The 25,499-nt window shown below is 61.9% G+C and carries 36 protein-coding genes; 4 read left to right on the plus strand and 32 right to left on the minus strand.

Features of this window, described 5'->3' with window-relative positions:
* The first annotated feature begins 155 nt into the window (after positions 1-155).
* The 3 genes from ACQ6S1_RS04905 to ACQ6S1_RS04915 all read left to right on the plus strand — a co-directional run bounded on the left by ACQ6S1_RS04905 (position 156) and on the right by ACQ6S1_RS04915 (position 1,052).
* Entirely contained in the window at positions 156-371 is a 216-nt protein-coding gene (locus ACQ6S1_RS04905) for a hypothetical protein (protein WP_445040018.1), read from the plus strand.
* A 61-nt stretch (positions 372-432) separates the two neighbouring features.
* Complete coding sequence (locus ACQ6S1_RS04910) at positions 433-603, plus strand: hypothetical protein (RefSeq protein ID WP_445040019.1); 171 nt, start codon at positions 433-435, stop codon at positions 601-603.
* A 239-nt stretch (positions 604-842) separates the two neighbouring features.
* A complete protein-coding gene (locus ACQ6S1_RS04915) occupies positions 843-1,052 on the plus strand; it encodes a cold-shock protein (protein ID WP_445040020.1) in 210 nt (69 codons plus the stop codon).
* 141 nt (positions 1,053-1,193) lie between these two features.
* Here ACQ6S1_RS04915 and ACQ6S1_RS04920 read toward each other — a convergent pair whose 3' ends face one another.
* From ACQ6S1_RS04920 to ACQ6S1_RS05035, 24 genes are all read right to left on the minus strand, one after another.
* The gene (locus ACQ6S1_RS04920; RefSeq protein WP_445040021.1) at positions 1,194-1,592 is read right to left on the minus strand and encodes a hypothetical protein; all 399 of its coding nucleotides are present in this window, start codon (positions 1,590-1,592) and stop codon (positions 1,194-1,196) included.
* Positions 1,573-2,016, minus strand: coding sequence for a hypothetical protein (locus tag ACQ6S1_RS04925; RefSeq protein WP_445040022.1), 444 nt, complete (start codon positions 2,014-2,016; stop codon positions 1,573-1,575). Before ACQ6S1_RS04925 ends, ACQ6S1_RS04920 begins: the two co-directional genes overlap by 20 nt.
* Positions 2,016-2,600 (minus strand): 3TM-type holin, encoded by a 585-nt coding sequence (locus ACQ6S1_RS04930; protein ID WP_445040023.1) that lies wholly within the window; start codon positions 2,598-2,600, stop codon positions 2,016-2,018. The genes ACQ6S1_RS04925 and ACQ6S1_RS04930 overlap by 1 nt, the downstream gene beginning before the upstream one ends.
* Positions 2,600-2,803, minus strand: a complete 204-nt coding sequence (locus ACQ6S1_RS04935) for a hypothetical protein (RefSeq protein WP_445040024.1) — start codon at positions 2,801-2,803, stop codon at positions 2,600-2,602. The genes ACQ6S1_RS04930 and ACQ6S1_RS04935 overlap by 1 nt, the downstream gene beginning before the upstream one ends.
* A complete protein-coding gene (locus ACQ6S1_RS04940; protein ID WP_445040025.1) occupies positions 2,803-3,726 on the minus strand; it encodes a glycoside hydrolase family protein in 924 nt (307 codons plus the stop codon). The genes ACQ6S1_RS04935 and ACQ6S1_RS04940 overlap by 1 nt, the downstream gene beginning before the upstream one ends.
* Before the next feature lie 84 nt (positions 3,727-3,810).
* A complete protein-coding gene (locus ACQ6S1_RS04945; protein ID WP_445040026.1) occupies positions 3,811-5,136 on the minus strand; it encodes an SGNH/GDSL hydrolase family protein in 1,326 nt (441 codons plus the stop codon).
* Positions 5,137-5,202: 66 nt separating this feature from the next.
* Positions 5,203-5,346 (minus strand): hypothetical protein, encoded by a 144-nt coding sequence (locus ACQ6S1_RS04950; protein WP_445040027.1) that lies wholly within the window; start codon positions 5,344-5,346, stop codon positions 5,203-5,205.
* On the minus strand, positions 5,346-5,612 hold the full coding sequence (locus tag ACQ6S1_RS04955) for a spike base protein, RCAP_Rcc01079 family (protein WP_445040028.1): 267 nt from the start codon (positions 5,610-5,612) through the stop codon (positions 5,346-5,348). Before ACQ6S1_RS04955 ends, ACQ6S1_RS04950 begins: the two co-directional genes overlap by 1 nt.
* Before the next feature lie 47 nt (positions 5,613-5,659).
* Positions 5,660-6,298 (minus strand): hypothetical protein, encoded by a 639-nt coding sequence (locus ACQ6S1_RS04960; RefSeq protein WP_445040029.1) that lies wholly within the window; start codon positions 6,296-6,298, stop codon positions 5,660-5,662.
* Positions 6,291-7,013: a carboxypeptidase-like regulatory domain-containing protein gene (locus ACQ6S1_RS04965; RefSeq protein WP_445040030.1), complete on the minus strand. Its 723-nt coding sequence runs from the start codon at positions 7,011-7,013 to the stop codon at positions 6,291-6,293. The genes ACQ6S1_RS04960 and ACQ6S1_RS04965 overlap by 8 nt, the downstream gene beginning before the upstream one ends.
* 10 nt (positions 7,014-7,023) lie before the next feature.
* Positions 7,024-9,318, minus strand: coding sequence for a hypothetical protein (locus ACQ6S1_RS04970; protein WP_445040031.1), 2,295 nt, complete (start codon positions 9,316-9,318; stop codon positions 7,024-7,026).
* Positions 9,318-10,139 (minus strand): hypothetical protein, encoded by an 822-nt coding sequence (locus tag ACQ6S1_RS04975; RefSeq protein ID WP_445040032.1) that lies wholly within the window; start codon positions 10,137-10,139, stop codon positions 9,318-9,320. Before ACQ6S1_RS04975 ends, ACQ6S1_RS04970 begins: the two co-directional genes overlap by 1 nt.
* Positions 10,139-12,457, minus strand: a complete 2,319-nt coding sequence (locus ACQ6S1_RS04980) for a phage tail length tape measure family protein (RefSeq protein WP_445040033.1) — start codon at positions 12,455-12,457, stop codon at positions 10,139-10,141. Before ACQ6S1_RS04980 ends, ACQ6S1_RS04975 begins: the two co-directional genes overlap by 1 nt.
* A gap of 333 nt (positions 12,458-12,790) precedes the next feature.
* The gene (locus ACQ6S1_RS04985) at positions 12,791-13,291 is read right to left on the minus strand and encodes a hypothetical protein (protein WP_445040034.1); all 501 of its coding nucleotides are present in this window, start codon (positions 13,289-13,291) and stop codon (positions 12,791-12,793) included.
* A 63-nt stretch (positions 13,292-13,354) separates the two neighbouring features.
* Positions 13,355-13,687, minus strand: a complete 333-nt coding sequence (locus ACQ6S1_RS04990; protein WP_445040269.1) for a phage tail assembly chaperone — start codon at positions 13,685-13,687, stop codon at positions 13,355-13,357.
* Positions 13,684-14,094, minus strand: a complete 411-nt coding sequence (locus ACQ6S1_RS04995) for a phage-derived protein YdaY family protein (protein ID WP_445040035.1) — start codon at positions 14,092-14,094, stop codon at positions 13,684-13,686. Before ACQ6S1_RS04995 ends, ACQ6S1_RS04990 begins: the two co-directional genes overlap by 4 nt.
* A 12-nt stretch (positions 14,095-14,106) precedes the next feature.
* Positions 14,107-14,352, minus strand: a complete 246-nt coding sequence (locus ACQ6S1_RS05000) for a hypothetical protein (protein WP_445040036.1) — start codon at positions 14,350-14,352, stop codon at positions 14,107-14,109.
* Positions 14,349-14,528 (minus strand): hypothetical protein, encoded by a 180-nt coding sequence (locus ACQ6S1_RS05005; protein ID WP_445040037.1) that lies wholly within the window; start codon positions 14,526-14,528, stop codon positions 14,349-14,351. Before ACQ6S1_RS05005 ends, ACQ6S1_RS05000 begins: the two co-directional genes overlap by 4 nt.
* A complete protein-coding gene (locus tag ACQ6S1_RS05010; protein ID WP_445040038.1) occupies positions 14,525-15,454 on the minus strand; it encodes a phage tail tube protein in 930 nt (309 codons plus the stop codon). Before ACQ6S1_RS05010 ends, ACQ6S1_RS05005 begins: the two co-directional genes overlap by 4 nt.
* A 54-nt stretch (positions 15,455-15,508) precedes the next feature.
* Positions 15,509-15,919, minus strand: a complete 411-nt coding sequence (locus ACQ6S1_RS05015; RefSeq protein ID WP_445040039.1) for a phage tail terminator-like protein — start codon at positions 15,917-15,919, stop codon at positions 15,509-15,511.
* A 1-nt stretch (position 15,920) separates the two neighbouring features.
* Positions 15,921-16,514 carry a hypothetical protein gene (locus tag ACQ6S1_RS05020; RefSeq protein WP_445040040.1) on the minus strand — a complete coding sequence of 198 codons (594 nt, stop codon included), beginning with the start codon at positions 16,512-16,514 and terminating at the stop codon, positions 15,921-15,923.
* Positions 16,514-16,828 carry a hypothetical protein gene (locus tag ACQ6S1_RS05025; protein ID WP_445040041.1) on the minus strand — a complete coding sequence of 105 codons (315 nt, stop codon included), beginning with the start codon at positions 16,826-16,828 and terminating at the stop codon, positions 16,514-16,516. Before ACQ6S1_RS05025 ends, ACQ6S1_RS05020 begins: the two co-directional genes overlap by 1 nt.
* Positions 16,825-17,421: a hypothetical protein gene (locus tag ACQ6S1_RS05030; protein WP_445040042.1), complete on the minus strand. Its 597-nt coding sequence runs from the start codon at positions 17,419-17,421 to the stop codon at positions 16,825-16,827. The genes ACQ6S1_RS05025 and ACQ6S1_RS05030 overlap by 4 nt, the downstream gene beginning before the upstream one ends.
* A 2-nt stretch (positions 17,422-17,423) precedes the next feature.
* Positions 17,424-18,014 carry a hypothetical protein gene (locus ACQ6S1_RS05035; RefSeq protein ID WP_445040043.1) on the minus strand — a complete coding sequence of 197 codons (591 nt, stop codon included), beginning with the start codon at positions 18,012-18,014 and terminating at the stop codon, positions 17,424-17,426.
* A gap of 25 nt (positions 18,015-18,039) precedes the next feature.
* Here ACQ6S1_RS05035 and ACQ6S1_RS05040 point away from each other — a divergent pair, with 25 nt between their 5' ends.
* Positions 18,040-18,213 carry a hypothetical protein gene (locus ACQ6S1_RS05040; RefSeq protein WP_445040044.1) on the plus strand — a complete coding sequence of 58 codons (174 nt, stop codon included), beginning with the start codon at positions 18,040-18,042 and terminating at the stop codon, positions 18,211-18,213.
* A 20-nt stretch (positions 18,214-18,233) separates the two neighbouring features.
* Here the strand turns inward: ACQ6S1_RS05040 and ACQ6S1_RS05045 are convergent, their stop codons facing one another.
* The 8 genes from ACQ6S1_RS05045 to ACQ6S1_RS05080 form a co-directional block, all read right to left on the minus strand.
* Positions 18,234-19,466, minus strand: coding sequence for a tyrosine-type recombinase/integrase (locus ACQ6S1_RS05045; RefSeq protein ID WP_445040045.1), 1,233 nt, complete (start codon positions 19,464-19,466; stop codon positions 18,234-18,236).
* A gap of 60 nt (positions 19,467-19,526) precedes the next feature.
* Positions 19,527-20,039: a hypothetical protein gene (locus ACQ6S1_RS05050; protein WP_445040046.1), complete on the minus strand. Its 513-nt coding sequence runs from the start codon at positions 20,037-20,039 to the stop codon at positions 19,527-19,529.
* Positions 20,040-20,383: 344 nt separating this feature from the next.
* Entirely contained in the window at positions 20,384-21,034 is a 651-nt protein-coding gene (locus tag ACQ6S1_RS05055; protein WP_445040047.1) for an RloB family protein, read from the minus strand.
* Positions 20,965-22,269 (minus strand): AAA family ATPase, encoded by a 1,305-nt coding sequence (locus tag ACQ6S1_RS05060; protein ID WP_445040048.1) that lies wholly within the window; start codon positions 22,267-22,269, stop codon positions 20,965-20,967. Before ACQ6S1_RS05060 ends, ACQ6S1_RS05055 begins: the two co-directional genes overlap by 70 nt.
* 354 nt (positions 22,270-22,623) lie before the next feature.
* Entirely contained in the window at positions 22,624-22,806 is a 183-nt protein-coding gene (locus ACQ6S1_RS05065; protein WP_445040049.1) for a hypothetical protein, read from the minus strand.
* Positions 22,806-23,990 (minus strand): phage major capsid protein, encoded by a 1,185-nt coding sequence (locus ACQ6S1_RS05070; protein WP_445040050.1) that lies wholly within the window; start codon positions 23,988-23,990, stop codon positions 22,806-22,808. Before ACQ6S1_RS05070 ends, ACQ6S1_RS05065 begins: the two co-directional genes overlap by 1 nt.
* Positions 23,987-24,640, minus strand: a complete 654-nt coding sequence (locus tag ACQ6S1_RS05075) for an HK97 family phage prohead protease (protein ID WP_445040051.1) — start codon at positions 24,638-24,640, stop codon at positions 23,987-23,989. Before ACQ6S1_RS05075 ends, ACQ6S1_RS05070 begins: the two co-directional genes overlap by 4 nt.
* A 172-nt stretch (positions 24,641-24,812) precedes the next feature.
* Positions 24,813-25,250: a hypothetical protein gene (locus ACQ6S1_RS05080; RefSeq protein ID WP_445040052.1), complete on the minus strand. Its 438-nt coding sequence runs from the start codon at positions 25,248-25,250 to the stop codon at positions 24,813-24,815.
* Positions 25,251-25,499: the final 249 nt, after the last annotated feature.

Genomic DNA, 25,499 nt, shown 5'->3' on the forward strand with positions numbered 1-25,499 from the left:
TTCCATTGCCAGCAAGCTTGGCGAGCGTAAGCCGATGACACCCCTCCGTTGGGACGACCAAAACATTATCTTTAGAAATAGGAACTTTTTTTATTTTACCTTTCCAATAATTCTTCGTCATTGAATTATCGGCGCCAAACAGTCATGTAATCCGCATGAGAAAAGTTCATGAATTTTCTGTTGGAACTTCGGTAATGCGCACTGTAGTTCAGCTTGCCGCAGAGACCGGGTCTTACGATATCATTTGCCAAATGCCGGAAGGCAGTGATGGTGAATTGCAATATCGGATCAAAAGCGCCCTCGAGAAAGGTGAACGCATGGTTCGGGAATGCGACATTCGCGTCGTGTCAGGTGCCGTCGCTTCCATTTGAAAGGCGCAAAAGATTGCGGTTTACAATCAGGTCCTCGCCAAACGTGAATACGGGGGGCGGCATGTCCATCACCGCCGAGGACGCCCGTGAGGCGCTAAATGCTGTCCAGCGCCTCATAGAAGATGGTCTCGACGGAGTTGTGATTATCGACGAAAAGGGCAATCCCTATGACCAAGTCGAGCTGGAACGTCTGACCCGCAATGTGGAAGATTCTACTGCCCCGGCGGGATAAAGAGTTTTGGTCAGACAATTCAGAAACAGGCGCTCCTAGGTTACAGATAAGAAAAATACTTCTTGAGCGAGCGCTTGTTATAAGTTCGCACCTGCACTAACTCATATAAGTCGAGCTTTTCTTGGACTTTGTTTTTTGCGCTTTGGCGTCGCTGACGATCTTCCCAATAATTGTCGATAATAACGCGATCAGGGTCAGTGGCTTTGGTCGAGCATTTTGCCAGTTGAGAGGAAATCGTCATGGAAAATGGTACCGTAAAGTTTTTTAATACCACAAAAGGTTTTGGCTTTATCGCGGCTAACAACGGTGGTCCGGACATCTTCGTTCACGCGTCCGCTGTTGAACGCGGAGGCATGCCGCCCCTGATGGAAGGGCAGAAAATCGCCTTCGATATTGTGAGAGACAGCCGCACCGGCAAAACGTCGGCAGAAAATCTTCGAGCTGCATGAGCGATTTATCGACCCTCAGTCACGGATGTACTGGCGAGGGTTTCAATCCTTCAGAAAGAAGGCCGGTTGATCCCGGCCTTTTTTATGTTGGCAATCGGTTCGGTATCCGGCGTGCAATCGATCGCAAGCCTGCCCCCGCCACTATCCCGATCGGTCGACCGACCGCAGGGCCTCCTTCACCCGCCGCTCGACTTCGGCTGTGATGTGCTCTTCCTCCGCACGCTCCTGCATCAGCTTGCGGATGCATTCGAGCTCGTCGGCAATCCGCCTCTGCTGTTCGTGACAGGCCTTCCACTCCTTGAAGGCGATGTCGCAGAACTTGGACAGCCCCATCACCTGGGCAGCCAGATCGCGCACCGGCTCCATGTCCATGAAGCCGCCGCCCGTCACCAGGAATTCGGGACCCTTGGCCTTTGCCTCCTTTTCTCCCTTCGAGGTCGAGAGCTTTGCGAACAGCAGGGTAACGACGCCGACGACGCCGTAGATCAGCCAGTCGAGGAATTCCTTCGTGCTTCCGGGATCAGGAACGGGTGCGGCCATGTTCCACCTTTGCAGCGCCGATGTCCGCCGCAGCCCGGCTGACGTTGTTGATCTCGAAAGCCAGAATCATGAAATACGCCACCGTCGCCGTGGGGCTCGGCAGGAACCCGATCCAGATGGAGCACCAGACGAAGCACGCGATGAAGGCTGTGGCGGCCCGCAAATGCGGCGAATACTGAAAGCCGTCGTAGGTACCGTTCACCAGCAGCGCGATCAGCCGCACAGCACCCACGGCCGCGCAGATGAGGCCCCACTGCCATTCCGACGCCATAGCGGCCAGGTTGTCGAAATTCGGGCTAGACGCGAAGGCGAATTCATTGCGGAGCAATGAGACGCCCCATGCCGTAAGGCCGGCTGCCGCGATCCACTCGGTGGCACGCGCACGGAAGTGGCTGACGGCATTTCGGAGGATGAGCGCCGGCATCAGCGCCGCACCACGCTGCCGATGACGGCCGCCGCCTGCGGCAGGATCTTCGTGGCTGCCTGGCGTTCGTTCGAGCCCTGCCAGACATGCACGCCCATCACGCCGAACCGGGCGCCGATGTAGATGCTGACGAGACCGGAGGCCGCGACGAGCGCGTTCAAGGCCACCGGATCGAACACCACGGTGTAGGCGAACAGCAGGAACCACAGCGGGCATTCCGCCGTCAGCTCCCAGGCATGGACGCCACGCCATTTGCCGAGCAGGCCATCACCCGCCGCAGTCTCGCGGATGGTCTGGTTGACCTGCTCCACCGCCACTACGGCCGTCTGCGCCTGCGCTGCCGTCTCGGCTTCGGCGATGCGTGCCATGGCCTCCCATTGCGCAATGACGTCCTCCTGCACCTTTCGCATTTCGCCGGGCGGGACAGCATCCACCTTCTGCGAGACGGCGTCCGGCGTTGGCTCCGCGCCGAGCACGCCGGCGAGGATCTTGCCCGCCGCCGCGCCGGCCGGCCCCAGCAGCGCGCCGCCGATGGCCGGAGCGCCGGCCGCGATGAGCTTTCGCCCGAGAGAGGCCCAATCCATCAATGCGACCCTCCGGCGATCCAAGCCAGCACCAGCAGGGCGAAGAGCGAGACCGCAGCCAGCGGCGGCAGCAGAGCGGGAAGCAGCACGAGCCACCACGGTATCGCGATGACGTCCGCAATGTTCAGAACGGCAAGCAGCACGGTGAGAAGGCCAAGCGCGATCCAGACCGGCCAGAACCAACGCGGGGTTTCGATCATCATCACAGCTTCTCCTTGAAAACGGCCCACCAGGCGCGGATTTCGTCGCGGTAGCGCCAGGCGAGGAAGGCGAGGACGAGCACGGTGACGGCCGCCACGCCGCCGACGATCCAGCCGGCGGGTACGCCGTCTGGCGGAACAGCAGCGCCGCCACCGCCCGTGGCCACCCCGCCGCCGGCTGCGATAGCCGGTTTGTTTCGGGCATCGAGCATGCGCTTGAGCTGCGCCCGCGTGGCCGGCCCGGCGATGCCGTCGACCACGAGATGCGGGTGCGCCTTCTGCAGCGCGCGCACGGCATCTTCGGTGTCCTTTCCGAAATCCCCGTCGACCGCGCCCTTGTAGAGGCCGAGCGTCTGGAGCCCCTTTTGCAGCTCCACCACGACCTCACCTTTCGCGCCGCGCCGCAGCACGCCGCTCGGCTCGATCGGGCCCGGCGCCACATCCGCACCGTCCCGCACCGCCGGCGTGATGCCGTGCGCGTACTTGCCCAGCAGGATGAGGTCCGCCTCGCGCTGGCGACGCAAAGTGAGGCCGCGCACCACCTTGCCGCCGGCCTTGTTCCAGAGGCCGAGGCCCGTCCGGATCGCGGCGGCGCTGGCCCGGTTGCGCCAGGAGGTGACCCACGACGCCCGGCCGATCGCGCCGGTGTTGAAGTGGAACGACAACCCGCCGTCGAATTCGTGCGTCTTCGCCCCCGGCATGGCCTTGGCCACGGCCGGCTCGTAATTGCGCTCGAGCGCAAGGCCGAGCAGGTGGCGGCTTTCAGCGCGCGTGATCGTCATGCCGGCCTTCGGCGTCACCACGCCAGAGGCCTTCGTCAGGCCGACGCCGATGGTCCAGACGCCGGCAACGTCGCGATAGGCCGTCAGCACCTCGCCCTCGTCCGCGACGAGCTGCGCGATGCCGGCCGCGGAAGTGCGGGGCATGGTCTTCTCCGATGATGTGAGGGCATAAAAAAGCCCGCCGGCGAGATCGCGGGCGGGCGGCGCAGCGGCGGGTTGATCCGGCGTCTACAGCACCTTGCGCATTTCGAGGGCGCTGAAATACAGCTTCAGCGCCACCTCCTGCGTGCCGCTGGGCGTAGCCTGCACGCACACTTCGATTCCTGCACCGGCATAGGTCGAATCTGTCTTCGTCAGACGCGGCGTTCTCATCGTGCCGCCATGCGCCACAGGCGGGATCAGCGGATCTGCGCCCTGCCCGAAATTGTCCGCCGCAAATTTCGACGCGGTTCCACCCGTGAGATATTGCACGAGCGACGTGCAGCAGACGCCTTTGGCCCCAGCATCAACCTTGAACTCGCAGAACGCCTCGACGACATCGCCCGGTTGAACCGCAGCGTTGAAATGCGTCACCGGCCAGATATTGATGCGCGTCGGCGCGGCATTGTTCGTGATCGAGCCGGACAGTTCCAGCACCTGCCATTCGCCGCCTTCGTCACGCGGCTCCTTGCTGAATATTGCCGACACACCGGCCGGCAGGGCATTGGTGGATTTTACGCCATCCGCCATCACGCCCGTAGCGCCGCCCCCGATTTGCCCGCCGGTGCCCAGCATCAGGCCATTGGGGAAGAGGTTGCCTCGCGGGTTGAGCGTTGCGTGATAGAGGTCAGTCGCGTCGGCCAGCGGAACACGAGCCGTCGGCTGGAGCGTTCGCAGCACCTTCTCGATCTCCGCCCCGATCAGATAGGCCCCATGGCAATTCGGATGCAGAAGGTCGGGCATCACGATCGGATTGGTTTTCGGCCCGCCCGTCACCGCATCCCCGAGCGCCATGGCACAATCCACGACATGGAAATTGCGGCGGAGATAACGTTGCGCCCGGATGAATTCGCGGATCTGGCGCACATGGCCTTTGCGGTCGTCCGCGTTGAAGGGGGTGTCGGATCGGGGCAGTGGAGGAAGCGCAATCACCATGACGCCGGCCGCCTCCAACCGGTCGAAGATTTGCTGCAGATTATCCATGCTGTTCTGAGGCGTCAGGCCGGGCCGCCCCGAGATCGGCAGGATGTCGTTCGTCCCTGCCAGAACCACGCATACAGAGGGGCGCGCCGCCAGCACCGCCGGCAGCCGTTCCAGCATCTGGTCGGTGCGCTGGCCGGCCACGCCGAAATTGAACTCGTCGGGCATCCAGAAGCGCTGGCCGCCAAGCATCGTCATCCAGGTCGTGTAGCCGCGCGCGTTCTTGACCCTGTTGGCCACGAACGATCCGCCCATGGCGGTGATGCTGTCGCCGAGCGCGGCGATGGTCGGAACACGCCCGCTCTGCGCCAGCAGCGCAGCCTGCAGCGAGGCCGCATGGGTTCCGGGGTTTGCGAGGTCGATGATGTCAGCCATGGCTTTCCTTCGGGCATGAAAAAAGCCGCCTAAGGCAGCCGATTGCAAGGATTAACGAGATGGCGACTAGGCGGGCACAGCGAGATAGAGACCATCGAGCGTGAGATAAGCGCCGTCGAGCATCAGGAGCGCAAAGCCGTCCGGCGGAACCGGAACGCCGCTGCCTCCGCGCATCGCCAGCGCCGGCAGGGAGAGTTCGATGCCGAGCATCAGCCTTCCACCGTCGCCACGGTGCCGGTCGCGGCCGTCACACGCCGCACCACACAGGGCGCGATCCAGCCGGCCGGCACGCCCTTGAAGGCGATGGCCTCGCCGTCCGGATTGGCGAAGGGCACGATGGTGATATCGCCGCCGGTCAGATGGGTGACGGTTTTCGGCACCGGATCGAGATTGGCATTGCCGGGCGCGATGACACGCATGCGCGTGCCGAGCGAATTCGGCCCGCGCGAATAGTTCGGGAAAGGCAGTTCGGCCATTGTTCACCTCATGAAAAAGCCCGCCGGAGGGGCGGGCTGGAAAGCGGTCAGGACCACGAAATTCTGATTTCTCCGCGGGCGCCGTTGCTTCCGGTAGCCCCTACGATCGCGGACAACGAAACCCCGGCCTGCGGGCCGCCGGCATCGGGCGTGAAGGTCTTTTTCAGGTAAGCGCCACCCCCACCGCCGCCGCCCGATCGGGACGACGCGTTGTAGGCCGACCCGGCGCCGCCGCCCGGAACGTTGCCAGACTTCACCGAAGTCACCTTGTCTCCGGGGATGGTCGCCCCGCCATTGGGAGAATTGCCGCCGCTTCCGGAAATCTGACTCGTGCCGGTGCCGCCTGCGCCCCCCTGCGTGTTGACGTCTCCACCAGACGCCGAACCGCGCGCGCCGCCGGATCCACCGTTCTCACCTCTCTTGCCGCCGCCGCCTCCTCCAGCTGTCAACGAGAGCGCGGCGATCGTGGAAGCGAGGCCTTCAGGCCCATCGGTTCGCGCCGCCCCGGCCGAGCCGCCCGCGCCCCACATCTCGATGACGAGCGTATTGTACGCCGGCACGGTGAAATTGTTGGTTCCCGACGTGTAGGTGACATTGCCGGGCGTGACCGGATCGACAGGCTCGACGTAGCGAGCCGCGATCGCGCCGAACATGAAGTTCATCGCGAGGAGAAGGCCGTCAACCAACCCGGCCTCCGAGCAAGGCGATATTCGGATCGAGAAACAGCAGCGTCGCCATGGCGCCGTGCGTGGCCATGAAGGTGACGCCATCGGCATTCACCAGCGTGAAACCGCTCGCGGCCGAGAACTGCGCTTTGCCATGACCCGTATAGACGAGATCGATCTGGTCGCCGCGTTGGAACGTGTTCATCGGGATGGTTTGGGCGAATGTGCTGTTCGACAGGAAGTTGAAGTAAAGCACCTTGTCGACATCGCTCGGCTGAAGCGTATATGCGCCCTCGACGAACTTGATGGTGCGACGAACCTCCGGTTCTTCGCCACCGCCTCCTTGCTGCTGATCGACATACCGTTTCGTGGCCGCTTCCATCGCCTCGACCGGATCGGCCGCGAGCCACACCGGCCCCTCGAACTCCACGCCGGAGCGCTGCACCAGATCCTCGGCATCGATTTCCGCCGCGGTCCCGATCGGCACGAAGCGATAGACCCGCGAAAAAGCGCCCAGGCTCGCAGTGATGCGATAGGCACCGCCCGTCGCATGGAAGAACGCATATCCCTCGGCATCCGCTGCGAGCGGATTGGCCAGCGGCGCCATTCCGGCGCGATCCGAGAAGAGTGCGGCGAGATTGCCGGTCGCCTCGTCCCGCACCTCGATCTGGGCTCCGGGCATGACGGTGCCGGCCAGGTCCGTGATCGAACCCTGCCAGCGTGCAAGATCTGCCATGGTGTGTGCCTCAGTTTATCTGCGGGCCGCGAATGTCGGCCCCGGAGACGTTCACGAAGGAAATGCCGTCGATGGCAGTGCCGGCCGCACCGCCATATTTGAAATTTGCGCGATCTCGGCCATTGGCATCTCCACCAGGCTGTCCGGCGCCGCCGCCGTTACCGCCGCGAGCCGTGCCCTGGTTCCCGCCGCTTCCGGGAGCTTCACTATTCCCAGATGTGCCCATATTCGTGCCGCTAATGGTTTTGATGGGGTAAGTCATGCCGCCATCTTGGCCTTGGCCGCCGCCGCCAGCCAGGCCCAGATAATAATTGCCCTGCACCTCGCCGACATAAACGCCACCGCCACCACCACCACCCCATATTTGACCGCCGGAGATGTTGATCGGATACCTCACGTAAAGCGCGGGCCCGCCGGCCGTCGGGTATCTATTTTCGGCGTCTCCAGGGCGATGAAGACCCGCCCCGTCCGTTGTTCCGCCGCCATCGCCGCCTCGGCCTTGGATTCGCCCATAGAGCTTGATGTCGATAACCACGCCTTCGGGCCAATCACCAACGTCCACGGCTGGCAACAGCGCAGATCTCGACCCTACGATCACGCCATCTTCGATGATGACCGTCACGACATCGCCATCAACCGGCGCGGGATAGAACTGATCGTACGCGCTGCGCAGGTTCAAATTGTAGGTGTTGGCGTCGATGATGAGCGTCTTGTTGCCGAGATCGCCGTCGTCGAAGGAAATGAACCGCATCTCCTCAGCTTCGACGTCATATTGCCCATCTTTCGGCGTGAGGCGTGTGATCTGGATAGGGACGGTGTCCGGCTCGCCTGTATCCTGCTGCAGCACACCAGCCTCGATCATGTAACCTCGGCCCAGCACCGGTGTGATGCCACCCGTCCTAGACAGGCTGAAACTGAAACGGCGCGGTGGATCTCGAAACCGCCCGAGCTGGATATCGGCCGTGCGTTGCGCGACCTGCCGTCCGAAAGCCGGGATCCAGGGCGCGAAAATTTTCTTGATCGCCGGCGTGCCGTAATCCCCCTCCGCCTGCAGATCGATAACCCGGAGGCAAGAGCGATAATTGTCGGCATCGTCCACCTTCTTCAGCGGATTGATGGGGGCGAAGTAAATCCAGACCTGTGAAGTGCGCCGATCCGGCTGCTCCCTGATATCGAGGCTACCGGCCATGATGGCGTCTTCATCGAATACCGCCGTATCGGTCGAGATCTGCCGCAGCACGCCAAACCGCAACTGACGCCCTACGTCATCCCAATAATGGGTAAGCTGGGCTTGCTGGATCACTTCGGCGATCAGCTTTTCGACCGCCGTCGGCTCCGCGATCGTTCGTGACAACAGGCGACGATAAAACGCCGAAGATTCACCCTCCCATGTCGGCAGAGGGATCAAGCCCGGCGCGACTGACGCGTAATTCTGCTCCAGAAGCGCGATGATCGCGGCCGGCGTTTGGGCGATTATTTCAAGGCAGACCTGCACCCGATCCTGTGCGTCGTGCGGCTCTGCCACCGTGTTCTTCAATCCCCGCCCGGTGAAGGTCAGCACATCGCCTGCACGAGTGAACGACATCACCTCTTTTCCGCCGATCGAAACCAGGCCGGACGCCGGATATTCCACGTCACCGATGCCAGCCGGTGACAAGGTGGCGGTCGTGGCATCGGCCGTGATGGCCTCGACCAGGAAGCCGTTGGACATCCTGGGCGCCTGAGCTCGATCGCCGCTGGCCATCACCAGCGCATCCTTGGCTTTCAGCGTGTATGTGCCGTCCGGCGTCGGTCCCTCGAAGCTCTCAAGGATGAAGTGCCGTGTCTCCATCTGGTCGAGCGGCTGGCCGAGCGCGCCGCGGATCAGCCGAATGTTGCGACCGAAAAGGTAAGGCTGGCGCGCCCTGAACCGGCCCCAGAGCGTGCCCTGCCGATAAGGGTCATAGCCGCGCTCGCGCCAGTAGGGATCGAATCCCGGCCCGGTGTCGCTGTGGAGGATATCCGAGAACGTGACGGACAATGTCGCCCGGATGCCCAGGTTCTCTCCGAGCGAGATCGTGGCCGGGCTGAACGACACGTCCTCGATGCACGGCAGAGCATCGATATCGGGCGGCAGATCGTCGGTCGGCACCGCAAACCGCAGCGTCACCGGCTTGTTCGTGAAGTCCGCCCGCGCCTGGCACGTCTTGATCGTGTTGAAGCACTTGCGGTCGCTCTTCACCCCGAGGACCGCCGAGCACGGTGCGACGCCGTAGTTCAGACCACAGACATCGATATCCACTTCGACGAAGGTCAGCGCGAACATCAGCCGATCCCGCTCATGGAGAGGTTCAGGTCAAAGCTGCCGTCCGGATTGGCGATCGTCGCGCTCGGGTCATCCTTCAGCCACGCATAGCCGGCCTCGTCGGGATGCGATTGCGGCGCCCATGCGAAGAAGAACGGCGCCTCTTGTGCGCTCCGGATAAACGGCACCATCTCGGACCGAAACCACGCGGCATCGAGAAAGCGAAAGCTCACTGAAGAGGTGAGTTGCCGGCTGCGCACGATGCGCCCGAGGAAATTGCCGCGCTCGGACCGATTGTTCTGCACGTCGGTCTCGATGCCATGCACCAGCGGCGTATACCCGGGCTCCACACCACGCGGCATCACGGTTGCTCGGCCGGCATAGAGCACTGCCGCGCGCGGACTGATCCCCATGGCTGGCATCAGGATGATGCGCAGCGCAGTCGTGATGACAGGCGCGAAACGAACAAAAAGGGCCGCATCATTGGCCGGCATGAAGTCTTCGACCACCATGCCGAAGGAGCCGGGATCATCAGGGTCTTCGGCTTCGACCCGCACCCCGATCCGGCCAGTACCGAAATTGTGCCGAGCGAGGCCCACGTAATCGAGCGGCTCGCCCATAGGAGGAGTGACAGTGAGCACATGAGCGCCGGCATCGATGCCTTGCCAGCGGAGGCCGGTGCTCTCGTTGGCAAGGTTCGCAGCCGGGAACGCCGCAGCCTCCTTGTCGGCGTTGATGTTCGAAAACGTCACCACATTGCGCCAGCCGAAAACGGGCGTGTCCGCCCACAAAACAGGATTCTCGCGGTAGGCGAGTGCCAGGCTTTTGCTGATGACGATCATCAGGCGGCGACCACGTTGATGCGGTAGCCGTCCTTCTGGCCATCGTTGATCTGCCGAAAGAGCTCTTCTACCGATTGTTTCGAATAGACATCGCCTTTCAGCACGATGGTCGTCATCTGCTTCGGCTCCTCCGGCGCAGGTGCCGCCGGCGTGGCCGAGCCCGCACCTGCGGATCCCCCGCCGCCCACGCTTCCCGACGCCGACTTCGAATTCTTCGTCGTGCTGCGGATCGAGGCGACTTGCTTCATGCCAAGAGCGAGCTGGCCCGCCGCCATCGCATAGGAGATCGGCGGCGGATAATAGGACAGCGCTTTCGCCACACCCTGATAGGTCGAGACGATGGCTTCCGCGATCGCCACAGCCTTGTTGTTCTCGAACAACTGGCCAAGGATGCCGACCGCATCCGAAGCCATGCCGGCCACCGCACCATGAGCGGTCGCCCGCGCTTTCACCACCGAATTGGCGTAAGTGTCCCAGCTGATGGCGCCGGCGTTCTTCAGCTCCTCGAGGCGGGCAAGCTCCGCATGCATGGCCTCGAACGGGCCGCGGTTCTCGACCTCCATGCGCGCGCCCTCCAGCTTCAGCTTGGCATCGGCGTAGGCGTTGGCGGTGGCGTTGATCTGCTCTGTCAGTGCCGAGGTGATCGGCATGCCGGATTCCGCCGCTGCCCTCAGCAGATCCTGCGCCACGGTGTAACGGGTCGCCGCGCCCTCGGTCATGTCGTACGTCTTCGCCTGGTCGAGCAGCGCCGCCGTCTGTTCCTTCAGCCGCTCGGTGTCGCGCTCATATTCCGACGCGCGGGGCTGACGGCCCGCGCCGCCGGCCTTCTTCTTCGCATCCTCGGCCTGGTTGTCGTTCGCGTTCTTCAGAATGTCGCTGTACCAGCCGCCCGCATAGTCGGTCTTGCTGGTGGCCGCCAAATCCTTCTCCATCTGCGCGCGCCCGACCGCCACGCGGTCAGCCGCGGCCGCACCACCGATGTCGACCTTCGGCATTTCGATCTTGCCCAGATCGGAAGGCATGGCGGCGCCCAGCCCCGGAATGGTCCTCATGAAAGCCAGCAGTTTGTTCAGCCGGTCGATCGCACCGTTCACCAGCGCTTCGATACCCTGCAGGAAATTGTTCGCGGCATTCTCGCCGGCGATCCGGAAGACGTCCGGCAATTCCCTGAAATCATGAGCAATCCTGATCGAAAGCCGGTCGGCTCCGCGCATCGTGTTGTCGAACACGATGGAGAAGCCCTTGGAGATATCGTCGAGAACGCTGTCCAGCAGCTTTGATGCGGCACCCAGCCCGAACAGATCGCTGACGCGATCCCCGATCGTCTGGAACACGGCCTTCATCACATCGCCGTAGGACAAGGCATCCTTTCGGCCTTCATTCAGCGAGCGCGTCAGCAGGCCGACGCCGCCGGCCACCAACCCCGTGACGGCGATCAAAGGCGAAAGGCGCGCAATCCATGTCACAGTTAAGGCCGCCACCTCCTTCAGGGCGGCCCCGACGCCGCCCGGCGCGGAAGACAGGCTTTGGTAAACTTGCCCGCCCTGCGTGGCCATCACCTGAAACGGGCTCGATCCCGACGCCAGCATGGTGACGGCATCATTCAGCTGGAACCCGAGGTTCTTCATCTCATGCGCGGCCAGACCGGTTTTCTTCCCGGCCTGATCCAGAGGATCGACGATGGCACTGAAGCGCTTATGCGCCATCGCATTGGCCTGCGCGAGTTCGCCGCTACTGATGACTCCAGCTGACGCAAGCGAATTATATTCAGCCAACTCGGCATTGAGACGCTGCTGAGCCGCGGCGACGGGGTCGAGCGAGCCCCTCAGAGCATTTGCTTTCGCGGCGAGTTGATCGGCTTCCCGAGCTGCATCTTCGAACGCAGCCGCCGAAGCTCGCGCGGCACCGGCCTGATTGTCGTTCACGCCGAGAAGACGATTGAGGCTCGACTGGTCAACCGCCGACGCGGAACGCATCCCGGCAGCCTGATAAGCGGCCTCGACCTGCCGCATTGCCCTGGCCGCCTCTTCGGCATCAATCACACCCTGTTGCAGCGCGCGATTGATCGTGTTCTGCCCGCGCTCGAAAGTTGCTTGCGCTCGGGCCGTATCATCGAGGTTCCGCCGCTGCCGTTCGTACGCCTGAGAGGCAGAAAGCTGACGACGCGCGGAAGTTTCCGTGACTTTCGCCGTCGTCTCGGCAGCACGAGCTACCCCTTCCTGGGCAGCCTCGACCGCGTGCAGATCCGCCGCCACCTTATCGAGACCAACCGTCTTGCCCTCGACGGTCAGCCGCTTGATGGTGCTGAGAGAGGTCATCTCCGCCCTTTCAATTTATAAGCCGGACGCCGTTGAGCAGGTTCTCGACCAGCGCCCGCGGCACGGCCACGCCCTTGCGCTGCTTGTCGCCTATGAGCACGGCGTTTCTCGTTTTCCGGGCCCCGTGGCACGAAATTCAGGGGTTTCGCCGTGCCGTACGGCGAAACCCCATGGTTTGCGCCACCGTGGCGCAAACCCGAATGCTCGACTCCCGTTTAGCTCTGTGCTCGGATCGGCCCGCATTGGAGACCACACCATGGCCGATCCCAAAGACCCGCCACAGCCGCCGCCCCCACCTCCTCCACCGGATCGGCGCGGCGCCAAGGGTGACGTTCACAAGCCGAAGATACGCTGAGCCCCGACAGCGACGATGAGTGCCAGCGCGGGCGCGGCCACACCGAGCCGTTTCGCCCGCGCCAGGTGTTTCGCCGTCGTGGCGTTCAGATCGTAGTTCTCGGCGAATGTGGTCCCGGCCTGATCCAGATAAGCTCCCAGCGCGGCCTCTTCGGTGACGTCATCACGCCGTGCCCAGGTCCAGAATTCCGCGTCGCGTCCCGGAAAGGCGATAGAGGCCTGCTTCATGGCCTGGAAGCAGAGCAGCGCGCCTATGATGAAAAGCGCCGAGGCCACCAGCAGCCCCAGTCCAGCCGCCAGAGGAATGGCCGATCCGGGACGCAGGCTGGCCACACCGGCAGAGGTCAACGCAAGCGACAGCGTCGCATATAGCCGCAGGAGCGCCATCGCCTGTCGATCAGTGAACAGGATGAGATCGTGCAAAGCTTTCTGCCGCGTCCGCACATCATCCAGCAGGGTCTTCAGGTCGATATTCGCCATGGTCCCTCCAACACGTCAGATATGGTTGCCTTCCAGGGTTTCGCCCCATCGTAGGGCGAAACCTCATGGTTTCGTCTTTCCCTGCCGCGCCATATGTTCTCGCCATTCCGCATCCATGGCGCGGATCGCGGAGGCCAGCAGGTCGAAATCATCGCCCTCGATGCCGAACCGACAGGCATAACGGTCGATCGACGAGAACATGATGGGACCGGCGCCGGCCATGCCGATCTGCCGGTCGGTCGAGAGCTCGTGGAAGGCGTCCCAGAGCGAGAACAGATGTTCGGGAAGCTCGGGCTGTTCGCGCAGCGCCTGCGGCGTCGGGCCTTCCGCCGCCAGCTCCTCGAGGAAAGCAACATGCTCGCCCCACGCCAGTTCCCAGCGCAGGGCGTTCGTCAGTCCTGGACGTCGGCCTTTTTCGCCTCGTCGCGGATCTCGGCGACCACCGTCGCAGCGTAGGCCACAGCATCCCGGAACATGATGAAGTCGGGATCCTCCAACAACTCGCGAGCCTTCTTCTTCGTGAACGGAATCGGCTTGTCGTTATCGTCGGTGAAGTTGCGCCAGTCTTCGAGCAGGGTCTCGACCTGAAGCTCGACAGTGACGCGATCCTGCGTGGCGGGAAGAAGGCCCGTGCGCCGCTCATGCAGTGGGACTTCACGGATGAGCTTATCCTGAAGCCGCCGGTAATCGTCGTTGCCGACACCGCGCACCTTCAGTTCCAGATCTCCCATCTCCGGGATATTGCGCACCCAATCGCCCGTTTGGCGGCGGGTGTCGTCGGTCTTAATGGTCGACAGTTTCATGCTGTGTCCTTGTCACTGGTGAAAGGGGCCGCCATCCCGCAGACCATCGTTGATCTGCTTGAACAGCTGCTCGAGGGTTTCCGAAGAATAGGTTCCGGGGTTCAATGCGATGGTGATCGTTTGCTGCACGCCACTCGCCTGAATCTCGGTCATCTCAGCGCGAAGCTGGGCGCGCAGATCCTCGGCAATCTCTTCGTCGGACCGATCGCCGGTGTCGGCTGCGATTTCGCGGATGAGGGAGATAAGCGACGCGCTCATTCGCCAACCCTCTTGGTCGCTGGCTTATCGCCAAGCGTCAGCTCACGGGCATGACCCTTCTTGACAATGAGGTCGGCGAAATCGTTCGGCAGCTCCGGCTCTTCGCCCTTGGCGAAGGCACGTTTCTTGCCGGACGGATATCCGGTGAAGGGTTCGAGGATGTGGACCGTCTTCATGCGACGGCCCTCGTGATCTTGATCGAACAGGCCTCGGCAGGATCGAACACGGCGCGCCAAGGGATCGACATCATGACGTCGTCGCCGTTGCCGCCGATCTGCCGGGCGCCATCGCCGAAGATGATCTTCGGGAACAGGAAGGCATACTTCTTGTTGGCCGCGGCCCCGATCGTCGCGGACAGAGCGCCACCGCCGTGGTCGAGCACGCGCTGATACAGCTCGTTGCTCTCGAAATAGGCTTCCAGCGTGCCCGTCACCTCGCAGCGACCGGCGCCGAACTCCTCGGAATAGAGCGAGCCGACGATCGCGCGCGTCCGGAGCCCGTTGTTCACCTCGAAGTTGAGGTTCGCGACCTTCGGCTGGGCGGCCGCACCGCTGACGTTGAGCGCCAGGACATGCGACGAGGAATTCATGATCGGCTCGGCACTCGCCGGCGTGTAGGTCGCGCCGGTGACGATCGCGCTCGCCAAAGTCTCCTTCTGGCCCATCAGGCCGAACGACCCCGTGACCTTGCCGCGCCGCTCGATCGCCAGGGACATTGTGTTGACCATGCATCCGGAGAACCGCGAGAAACTGTCGGTCGCGCCGAGCTCGAGCGTTTCCTCGAAGGTGAAGAACTTCCGGGCGACACCGTTCTTCAGGACGTTGTTGTTCCAGGCGCCGAACAGGGCACCCTCGAACAGATCGTCGAAGCTGCCGTAGCTCAGCTCGAACGGGTAGGAGCCGGCAACGTCCTGCCCGACCATGGCTTCGTCGGTCACGTTGCGATCGGCCCGCAGCTCGTCAGACGTGGCCGTCGCCTTGTTGGTCCGAAGGCCGCCGCCGGTGACGCGGCTGGTGATGAACGTGGGTGTCGCCGGCGTGATGCCGAACGCCGTTTCTACGACGCGCGCGATCCGCGCCTCGCTGCTGGAAGCGAAAGCCATGGAAGTCTCCTGCGAGGGTGAAGAGCAAGATGCCAATTGGCATCTTGAAGCTGGTCAGCCGATCAGGTCGTGCTGGTAGGGAACCGCGAACGACAGCCGGAAATAAAGCCCGTCGTCATTGTCATCGTTGATCGTGGGCGGGCTGGGAGCGAACGTCAGCACCGGCCCGATGTGTTTGCCACGGAACAGCGCCGCCAGTTCATCCGCCCGCTGCAGGGCCGTTTCCCGGCTCGTCTGCCGGTCGAAGTGCAGCACCAGCCGGATCGCGCCTTCCGTGCGCCAGACATTGTTGCCAGGCGCGCCGATGGTCAGCTGCTCGCTGTTCGCCACCGGGTATTGCACGGCCAGAAAATCAGCGCCGTTCTTCGGGCGATCACGGGACGTCAGCGCGCCCACGATGGGGCAGGCCGTCCAGCGCTCGGCCAGATAGGTCTCGATCGCGCTCACGACATCCAGAGAAGCCATGTCACACCGTGATCACGATTGCGGGTTGGCGATCATCGGGCGTATCGAGCCCGCGCAGCGCACGAAAACTGAAGCGAATCCGGGCCAGATTGCCGAACCGTTTCGAGGCCAGAGTTGCCACGGCCTCCATCACGCCATCGGGGGCCTGGTCGGACAGCCCCCGCTCGATTTTGCGAGCGTAGGGCTGGGTGTTGATGAACACGTATTCCCCGGCTTCAGGCGCCGGAGCCCCGGTCGGGACCTCGGTGCCGTCAGCGAGGAACAGGAACGAATCCGCAAAACGTCCGGTAAGCTGCGGCGCATGCAGCACGAGCTGATCGGCGATCCATTCGAACAATTCCTCGAGCAGGCTGAACTCGAACACGACCGAGCCATTCGGCCGGACACGATCGACATCGCCGCCCTGCTGGCCGTCCACGAAGGTCACGTGCGGCGGCACACGGCCGAGCGCCTTCTCATTGGTGGTCTGGGCATCGGCAAGCTGCTCGCGTGCGAAAGCTGCCAATGCACGGCTCTGCGCCTCGGGCGAAAGATCGGCGGCGATCAGCAACTCGATGTCGCGCGCGATCGGATCGATGCGGGTGCGAAGCGCCATCAGCCGCGCGCCACGATCTCATAGGCGATCAGCTCGCCGGCCACGCGGCGGGTGCTGTCGTCCACGCTTTTGATGGCAAGCCGAGAGCCGCGAACAATCAGGTCATCCTGGTCAGTCGGCTCGATGCCGAGGCCCTCGGCAAACAGGATCACCTTGCGGTCGCCCTGCTGTATCTCGCCGACCAACTCCTCCGGCGCAAAGCCGGTGACGCGGGCCAGAGCCGGGTGTTCCTTACCGCCACGCCGGACGGAGATCGTTTCGCCACGCCTGCCCAGCATTCGCCGATAGGTGGCGCGCGCCTGACCGGGCGTCATACGCGGTACACCTTAAAGGGCTGCAGCAATGCATCTGCGGCGTTGCGGATTGCTGCCGCCGCGGCGTCGGGGAGCACAAAGTCCCAGCGGCCCACTCCGTCTACCGTCTCGCTCCGGATGCCGTGCTGAACCAACCCGATATTCTTAAGCTGAGCCGCCATCATGATGATGGCGATCCGGATCGGCTCCGGCACATCCGCTTGGTCCCACCCAGCACGATAACGGACGCGAATCATTCCTGCGGGCCAATAGAACCCGTGGGCTGGTGAAAGCACGCCATCTGCAAGACCGTATCGATCAGGTGCGATCGTATCGCCGTCGCCGAACGTGACGCTGACGATGCATTTGGCGTCTGGCATGGGCAGCCGGATTGCGCATCCAGACCCCTGCGTGAACCCGGAAAATGCATATTCAAGCACCTGCTCGCCGATCGCGCGCCCGAGTGTTCCATGAGGCCCATCGATGGATTGTTGCGCGGCACGCAGCAACATCTCGATATACGCGTCGTCGTCGGATTCCTCGAACATGCGCGACGCCCGCGCCTGGGCAGCCGTCACAACGACGATCGGAACTCCGACGACGACAAGAGTCATCGTCAGTCGCCTTTTCCAAGATCGGCCAGGATCGCCTGCTTTCCTGCGGCATCGGCCTTGTTGAAAGCGTCCGCCCGATCCTTCGTCAGTTTCTCGACGACCTCCTGATCGCCTCGCATGATCGAGTAAGAACCGCTGCCACGATGCTTCGCCTCCAGCGGAGGCAATTCATCGCCCTTGTTGTTGCCGGCGTCTTCCAGCTTGTTGGCCGGTGGCGCTTCAGTCTTCACGCGACGGTTCTCCACCTCGGCTGCGAAACCAGCGATTTCGGCGTCAGCATTGGCTCGCGCCTCGACCACCTCGGCGGCGATGCGGGCGATTTCCGTGTCCGCATTCACGCGAGCGTCCACGACCTCGGCTGCGATCCGGTCCATTTCGGCATCGGCGTCATCCCGCGCTTGCGTGAGATCCGCGGCAATCCGTTCCGTCTCTGTCGGCTGTGGTGTCGGCATCTTGGCAGGGCCGATCAGCGAAAGCACACCAAGCTTCACAAGGTGCGTCGCTTGGCCGGCGTCCAGGTCGCGCGTTTCACCCTCTCGATAGAAGCGGTCGCCTTCATGCCCACGATTGACGGCATAGGTGTTCAACGACATGGCATTCCTCCAAGGAGACAGAACGATGGGCGGGCGCCGCCCATCGTTGTTGATTGTTTTCAGGTCAGGCCACGCGGCCGAAGTCGCCGTACACGAAGGCTTCCGGCCGATAGACGGCCAGCGCCAGGCGCTCTTCGCAAAGCATTGTGATGATATTTTCGAAGCGTTTGTTCTCAACGGCTTAGGCGCTCATGCGTAAGCCTTGCGTACGCTGCGGAGTTATTCCGCCGCGTCTTGCGCAATCTCGTGCGCCACGCCTTCGATCTGAGGACTGTTTAGAAGTCGGTCAGCCATGCTCTGGAACATTGCGGCGCGCTGGTTCCCGCCCACGATGGGGTGGGCATACACCTGCAACGTCATGTCGAACCGCTTGTGGCCGAGGAGCGAGGCCACGTCCGTGAGTGGCATTAGGTTTCGGATCATCCAGCTCGCAGCAAAGTGGCGCAAAGCATGGAAATGCAGCCGTTCGTCTCCCTCAGCCTCCAATCCTGCGGATTCCAGAAGCGGACGCCAATAGGCTGTATGGAAGCTGCCGGGATGAATGAACCCACCCGCCCCCTTGTCGCTTCGCGAGAGCCGCACCCGAAAGGCCAAACGTCGATCGTTCGGCACATAGTCGGAGGCCAGCCACTCGCGAAGCAGCGCCGCAACATGGCTCGGCATAGGCACGTCTCGGAGCCCCGCTCGCGTTTTCGGCTCCTTGAGGTTGTCCCAGCTATCGAGGCTGTGGCGGACCTCGATCACGCCGGCGGCGAAATTGATGCGGTCCACGGTTAGCCCGGCGATCTCGCCATAACGCAGGCCGCAGAATGCCGCGATGTGTACGAAGCACCGTGCGAGCCGCATCGTGCCTGGGTGTTGCCCCTTCCGCCGCATTTCAGCAGCGCGAAGCAGTTTCTCCACTTCCGCCGGCGTGAACGTCCGGACAGGAGGCGATACGACGCCACGCAGTCGCTTCAGGGCTTCGGGGACGAGATTGACGCGAATGGCCCCGCGGCTTCGTGCGTGGTCCATGAGCTGCCCCAGCTTCACCAGCCTCTCCTTCGCCGTAACGGGAGCCAGCCCGCCTTCCTTTCGGAGGCCCACATAGAAGGCGTCGATGTCCGGGCCGGTGATCTCATGCGCGAGGCGCTTCCCGAGATGGGGGACAATAGACTTATCGATTGCTTGCCGCAGGTTCTTGTAAGCCCCTCGGCTGATCCGGCCATCCTGCCACCGCAGCTCTTGCATGCGCAAAAAGCTCTCGGACAGGTCCGCGATGCTCTCGCCTTCTGACTTTGCAACATGCACGCCGTCCTCTGTCTCACGCTCCATCTTGCGCTTGAAGCTGTCGGCGTCCTTCTTCCTCTCGAATTGGCGGCTCCGGTGCTTGTCACCTTCTTTGTACCGAACCACCCACGCTGACCTTTCGGTGCCTTTGTAGTCCCACACGCGCTTCGCAACGCTGGCCATGGTCTTTGCTCCTCGCTGAACGAAAGAAGCCCGGCCGTGCGGTGCGGCCGGGCATGTGCGTCAGTGCGCCTCGAGCTCGAGGTCGTAGCCCCATGGGCCGTGGCTGAAAGCCCAGCCGCCCTGGTTCACCACGGCATCGCGGCTACCGAGCGAGGGTTCTAAATCGCCCTCGTCGTGCATGTCGTGCGGCTCGTCTTGGACATCGCCGCCGCCGTGGTCATCCTCTTCGAGCGGATCGTCCTCCTCGTCGTCGCGATCCGGCTCGCATTCATCCTCGCCAGGCATCGGTCCATGTCCCCAGCGGGTTAGGTGACCACCCTCGGAGGCCCCGAAGCTCGGCTCGAGATCACCGCCCTCTTCAAGATCCTCGAACGGCGCGTCGGCTGTATCGAGAAGGCCGATAAACCGCTCTATCGTGCCCTCGATATAGGCCCGGATATGCCCATGAAGCGCGACCTCGCGCGCCGCTTCCGCGTGCAAGGCTTCGAGGCGGTCCATCGCTGCGCTGATGGAATCGAGCGTGCTCATGCCGACAGGCGCACCGGCCGGCTCAATCATGCTGGGAATGATCATAACTCAAGCTTCCAGGTATCGGCTTCTCACAGCCGCGCCCGGTGACAGACCGGGCAGCCGGGGGGTGAGAACCTGCCTGGAAGACAAGTCGACGCGCTTTTAAGCCGCTAAGCTCTGGACATGGCGCACCGCCCCCGGCCATAAAGGCCAGGTTGAGCGCGCCCGCCAAGGCGCCGCTTCTTGTGGCAGGCTCCGCCAAGAGCCATCCACGTCGCACGCCCCCGACGCCAATCGGAGCGCGTGTCTATTCCAGATCCGGGTTCTCACACCCACGGACACAATGCCCGCAGAGCCGGCGCGCCGCAAGGTCGCCAGCCTTTTGCGTGAGGCGCAAGTTTGTCTTGCTAGCCCCTGAAGCGTTCCGCGGCCATTCTCATTCGCGACGTCAATTCTCCGACTGAGGTTGAAGGTGGATCGAACGGATTACTATCTTGCTTCCGTCTCGCAAGTTGCACCTTCGCTCTTTTCTCAGCATCTTCAACGGAAGTTACCAGAGCAGCAAAGTCTAGCGTCTTTGACTTATTTGGATCATATTCAGGACGCATCTTTCTCAGATAATTTTGCAGATCATGACGGCTTGCACACTGCTCACAATCTTCTATGTGCAAAATCAGCCATAGCTCGAAGCAAGGATTTGACCTTGCAACGCCTACTCCACGTGCCTCACAGAGCTTTACCGCTTCATCATATTTAGGATGTTCGTCTCTATCAAAGACGGCCCAAACTTGATCCGTTTCCTCGAATGAGCTTCTTTCCTGCCGACGGTTCGCGGCTCGGATCGCTCGGAGTTTTTCCACGGCTTTCTCCGCGACGGTGAACGGAACGCCGGAACCACCAACACACTTCAGCTCCACTAAGCACCCTGGGTAGCGCCCCATTAGAGCCTGAAAGTAATGCGGTTCCGTGTTTTGCCCTTCGCAGTAAACTATGAATCGCCGTTTTGGCTGTCGGAATGCCGGTCTTCTAGCGAGCTTCGAGAAATGTCTTGGAGCCATTCGTCACCGAAACACGAGGCCGGGTCCGCCGAGAAGGGGACCGCACCAAATCGTCCCTGAAGATAACCTTTCTCCAAGTTATCTCCAACCCGAGTATGAATGTCCGTGAGCGGATAAATATGGCTCTCACCTACCTCATTTTTCTCAGCAAACCACACTTGGTCTCGCCTCAATGAGGGCGACCGAAGTAGGTTTGTATCGTGAGTTGTGGCGATGAGCTGAGCCCCTTTTTTATTTATAGTCTTATCTTTGAACAGATTAATGATGCCCTCACAAGCTAAAGTGTGCAGACTGACATCTATCTCATCGATGACTACCAATGTGCCTTCATCGATAGCGTTGAACACCGCTCCCAAGATATCGAGCAGCCGCTTGGTTCCTGAACTCTCCCGAGCTAAAGGAAGGTACGCTAGGCCGGTCGAACCTCTATGTCCTAGCTCGATCCTCTTTTCCACGTCCGGGGGTTCAAACGTTTCACCGAAGGATTCTTTCGCTAGCTTTACAAAGCCGAGCTGGAAAGCTTTCGTGGCCTCGGATATTTTTGCCTCGACTGTTCTGTAATCAAAAATACCCGTACCAACATAACTCAAATATTTTATTGTCCGAGGATCAATGTATTCTTGCCCGTAAAAGTACGATTGACTTCCAACCTTTCCATAAGTGGCCGCAAAATAATTAGCGACTACGGAAAGCTGATCGTGGCTATTCTGCCAAGCAACCGAAACAAATAAAGCACTATCCCTGGTTAGATCGCTAATTACTTTGTTGCGACCCTTAAGAGATCGCCCGAACGTAAATACATCCTTCTCGCGCTCAAACAGCATTTGAGATCGACCGTTTGGATATTGATAAAGCCATTCAGATGTATATGCGGAATCGGTGCAGCGGAATCCATAGCTATAACGAACATTGTCAGCGATAAAATCTATTGAAAATTCCGACTCCTGCTTAAGAGCCGCACCGTCTAAAGCGAAGGGACGTCTCCGAACCGGAGCGTCGCCTGCGTTACCTCGCTCGTGTGAATGAACGACGGCATTGCGCATGAACTGAAGCGAGTTGAGGAGATTGCTCTTTCCGGATGCGTTCGCGCCGTAGATAACGATGGACGGAAGAAGCCTTACATTCTCGACCTCGATCAGACCGCTTTCGTCATCCTTAAGCGACGACGCAACAAGGGAAAGTTCCTGCTCATTTCGGAGCGAAAGATGGTTCTTGACTGCGAAGCGCAGCAGCATGTCAGGACCTCTTCAACAGCATATGGGACGATCTAACGGCGGAATTTGCGTATTTCCAGTAAATTTCTTAATTTAATTGCGGCATCCCGACCGGAGTTGGCTTCCGGCATCATTTGTGTGCCTCGGCTTGGAGCGAGCGCGATTTGAACTTGCGCGCTCAGCAACACCGGCACCGATCAACACGGACCGCTCACAGCTTGGTGCAGGACCGTGTGAAACTTAACTCCAGTCTCGCCACCTTGACCCTTCAAGAACACGCGTCGCCGCGCGGGTGCCAGGGAGGTGGCTTTTCGCTATTGGCCTGACCGGTTCAGCCTCATCACTCGGCACCCGATTTCAAAACGAGCGGCCTTTTCAGACAGCCGCAATGTTGCCCTTACGCTTCTTGCGCGGGGCTGTCGCCACGACCTCAACCACCCTTTTTGAGGTGAGAAGGACGGCATCGCTCTGGCTGCGCTCGTAGACGTCGCCGGGCCATTTCTGTCCCTCCGGCCCGTCATGCGGCCGGAGGGAGCGTGCGGAGACGGCGGCGGCCATCACTCGGCGTTGCCGAATGCGCCGTAGGTCAGCGCCTTGGCCTGCTTCACAGCCAGCGCCAGGCGCTCCTCCGCGAGGATGGCGACGAGGTTGCGGGTGAAGAAGTCTGCGTGCTCGGTGGACACCTCCACGCGCGCCTCCCACCGATCATAGACCGTGCCAGCGGCCTCGAAATTGCCGACGAGGAAACGATCCACGGCCATGGCCGGCGTGGCCACCACAGGAAGTCCGAAGAGGCGTGGCTCCACCTGCGCACCGGGCGGGCCAAGGATGTAGTTCCCGTCTGCGTCCTTCAGCAGCCGAATGCGCATCCAGTCGCTGGAATGCATCACGATGCCATCGGCCGGCAGGTCCGCGAGGGCATTCTGCAGGATCGCGAGGCCAACCGTGTCAATCATCGTGGCCGTGGCGAGCGCGAACGGCGGCACAAAAGCGCTGGCGTTCGTCACGAGGCCGCTAAGGTTCTGGCCAGTGCCATCGCCGTTGAGAAGCTGCGCCTCTTCTTTCAGCTCGAGCCCGTACAGCAATTCGCTGTCGATCAGGCCCGCGAGCTGAGGCGCGTCATCCAGAATCTGGCGCGAAGCCGGAATCCAGTGCGCGATGGTGCGAACCGGCAGGGTCGCCAGTTCGAAGGAAAGACCGCTTTCCGGCTTCAGAGCTGCTTCCGCAACCGGTGCGGCATTGTTCTCGCGGCCGACGAGCTTCGGATATTCCACACTGCCGCTCGTGATCTTGATGGTCGGCAGAAGGTCGCGCACCGTCATGCGGCGGCGCGGCAGGTTCACCATGTCATCGCGGTGCGGCGTGGCCAGATCGCCGCCCGCCCCCATCGAGCTGGTGATGGTGTTCTTCATCTCGACACGGATGCGACCGGGCCGGCTGAAGTCGCTGGCAAAGCTCTTAAGGTGTTCGGACTGGGCGAACTGTTCGCCCCACGTTTGAGAACGAATGCCACCGCCATAGCTCTCCCTGCTCCCCATCTTCTGCGCCATGTCGAAAACGAGAGCGTCGGTCGCCTTGGCCTTCTTCTCGATCTCGGCAAAGCGGTCGCCAGCCGCCTTTGTGTTGTCCTCGATGGCTTTGGTGATCAGGTCCAGGCCATCCGGCTCGGCTTTCGTCTGAATATGGGCACCGGCGGCGATCAGGGCCGCCAGGCCACGGGGCATTGCGTGCGTGCTCATCATGCTTTCCTCAGGAGTTCGGCAGCGCGCGTGATGCGTGCCGCTGCGTTGCGGATTTTCAGGGCGGCTTCTTCCGGATCGGCACCGGCCAATGCCGGCCAGCCCCCCGATGCGATGCGGACGGCTGCCTGTTTCGGCAGTCCGGATTTCGTCAGCAGCTCTTCCAGCTCGCGCTTGGATTCGAGATGCACGCGCGCCCGCCGGTTCGACGGGATCGCCACAACGGAGATTTCAAACAGGTCCACGTCTGTGAGGATGCGGGTTCCATTCCCGCCGCTCTTGAAGCCGTGAGGTCCGAGCATGTAGCCCACGGAGAGGCCGGAAACGTCGCCCGCCTTCACATGAGCGAAAGCGTCCCTGCCCCGCGCCGTGTCGAGGTTGAGAGTTCCCCGGACAAACAGGCCCCGCTCATCCTCGCGAAGCTCTGTCCAGCGGCCGATAGGTTCGGCTTGGTCATGCGCCCACAGCATCAGCGGCTGCGAGCCCTCGGCCTTGTGCTCCGCGAGCGTGCGGAGGTAAGCGCCCTTGGCGACGATATCGCCATGGCTGTCGGGCGGGCCACCCCAGGTCGAGGCATAGCCGGCCACCACGCCGCCGCCTGCGTCGGCCGCGACCTTGATTTCCAGAGGTGTAGAGAAGCGGGTGTTATCCATGGCCACCGTTCGCACGTCAAAGCACCGGCTCTCGGAGAGCCCGTTTAGCTTCGCGGCCCGGCGTCCCGCCGGTTCCTGAAGGTGGCCGTTCGGGTGATGCCTCAACGTCGCGTTGATGGCGTCCCGATTCGGACGCTTCAAAATAGGCAGCGAAGCGTTCGAAGCGCAAGCTTCAGTTTAGGCCGTTCGGCGTGGCGGCTTCGCGGGCCATGCGGTCGGTCAGAAGTTTGAGGTGATCGGCCATGAAGGCCGACCCGTAGCGCTTGCGGCCCCAGCTCACGGTCAGGGCGAGGAACCCGTCCATGATCTCGTCGTCCGTTACCCCGGACCCTGCTAGCGCTCCGAACGTGTTGATGATCTTCGCGTGCATCTGCTCAACAGCCGTGCCGAGGTTGCCCTTGGCTTCCATCGCCTCGCGCTCGCTCGTCGCGCCCAGCTTCCACAGCACAGCCGCCGTCACCTCGTGGCCATGCACATCCTTGCTCAGGCTAGTGGCGTAGGAAAACAGGACATCCACGATGCCCTCGAGGGAACGGCCGGCGGCCTCTTGCGCTCTGAGGAAGGCCAGTGTTTCAGCCAGCAGAATTTCGCGCTCGTGATCGCTAGTCATAAGTCTCTCCAAGGGTAAGGAAAAATAATCGTGTTGGAACGCAAAAGAGCGCGTGGCTGGCACGGCCACACGCTCTTAACTCATTGATATAGCTTGTTTTTGTATGCCCTTACTGCGCGGGACACGGCGCTGCCGAAATAATCCGGCTCAGAAATTCAGATTAGCGGAAAAAAATCTCTGCATGAGGGGGACGCGGGTCCGCGCCGGAGGGGCCTTCCAGACTTTTGACCCGCCCCCCGCTATGCTTCT

Source organism: Terrihabitans aquatilis (assembly GCF_052542005.1).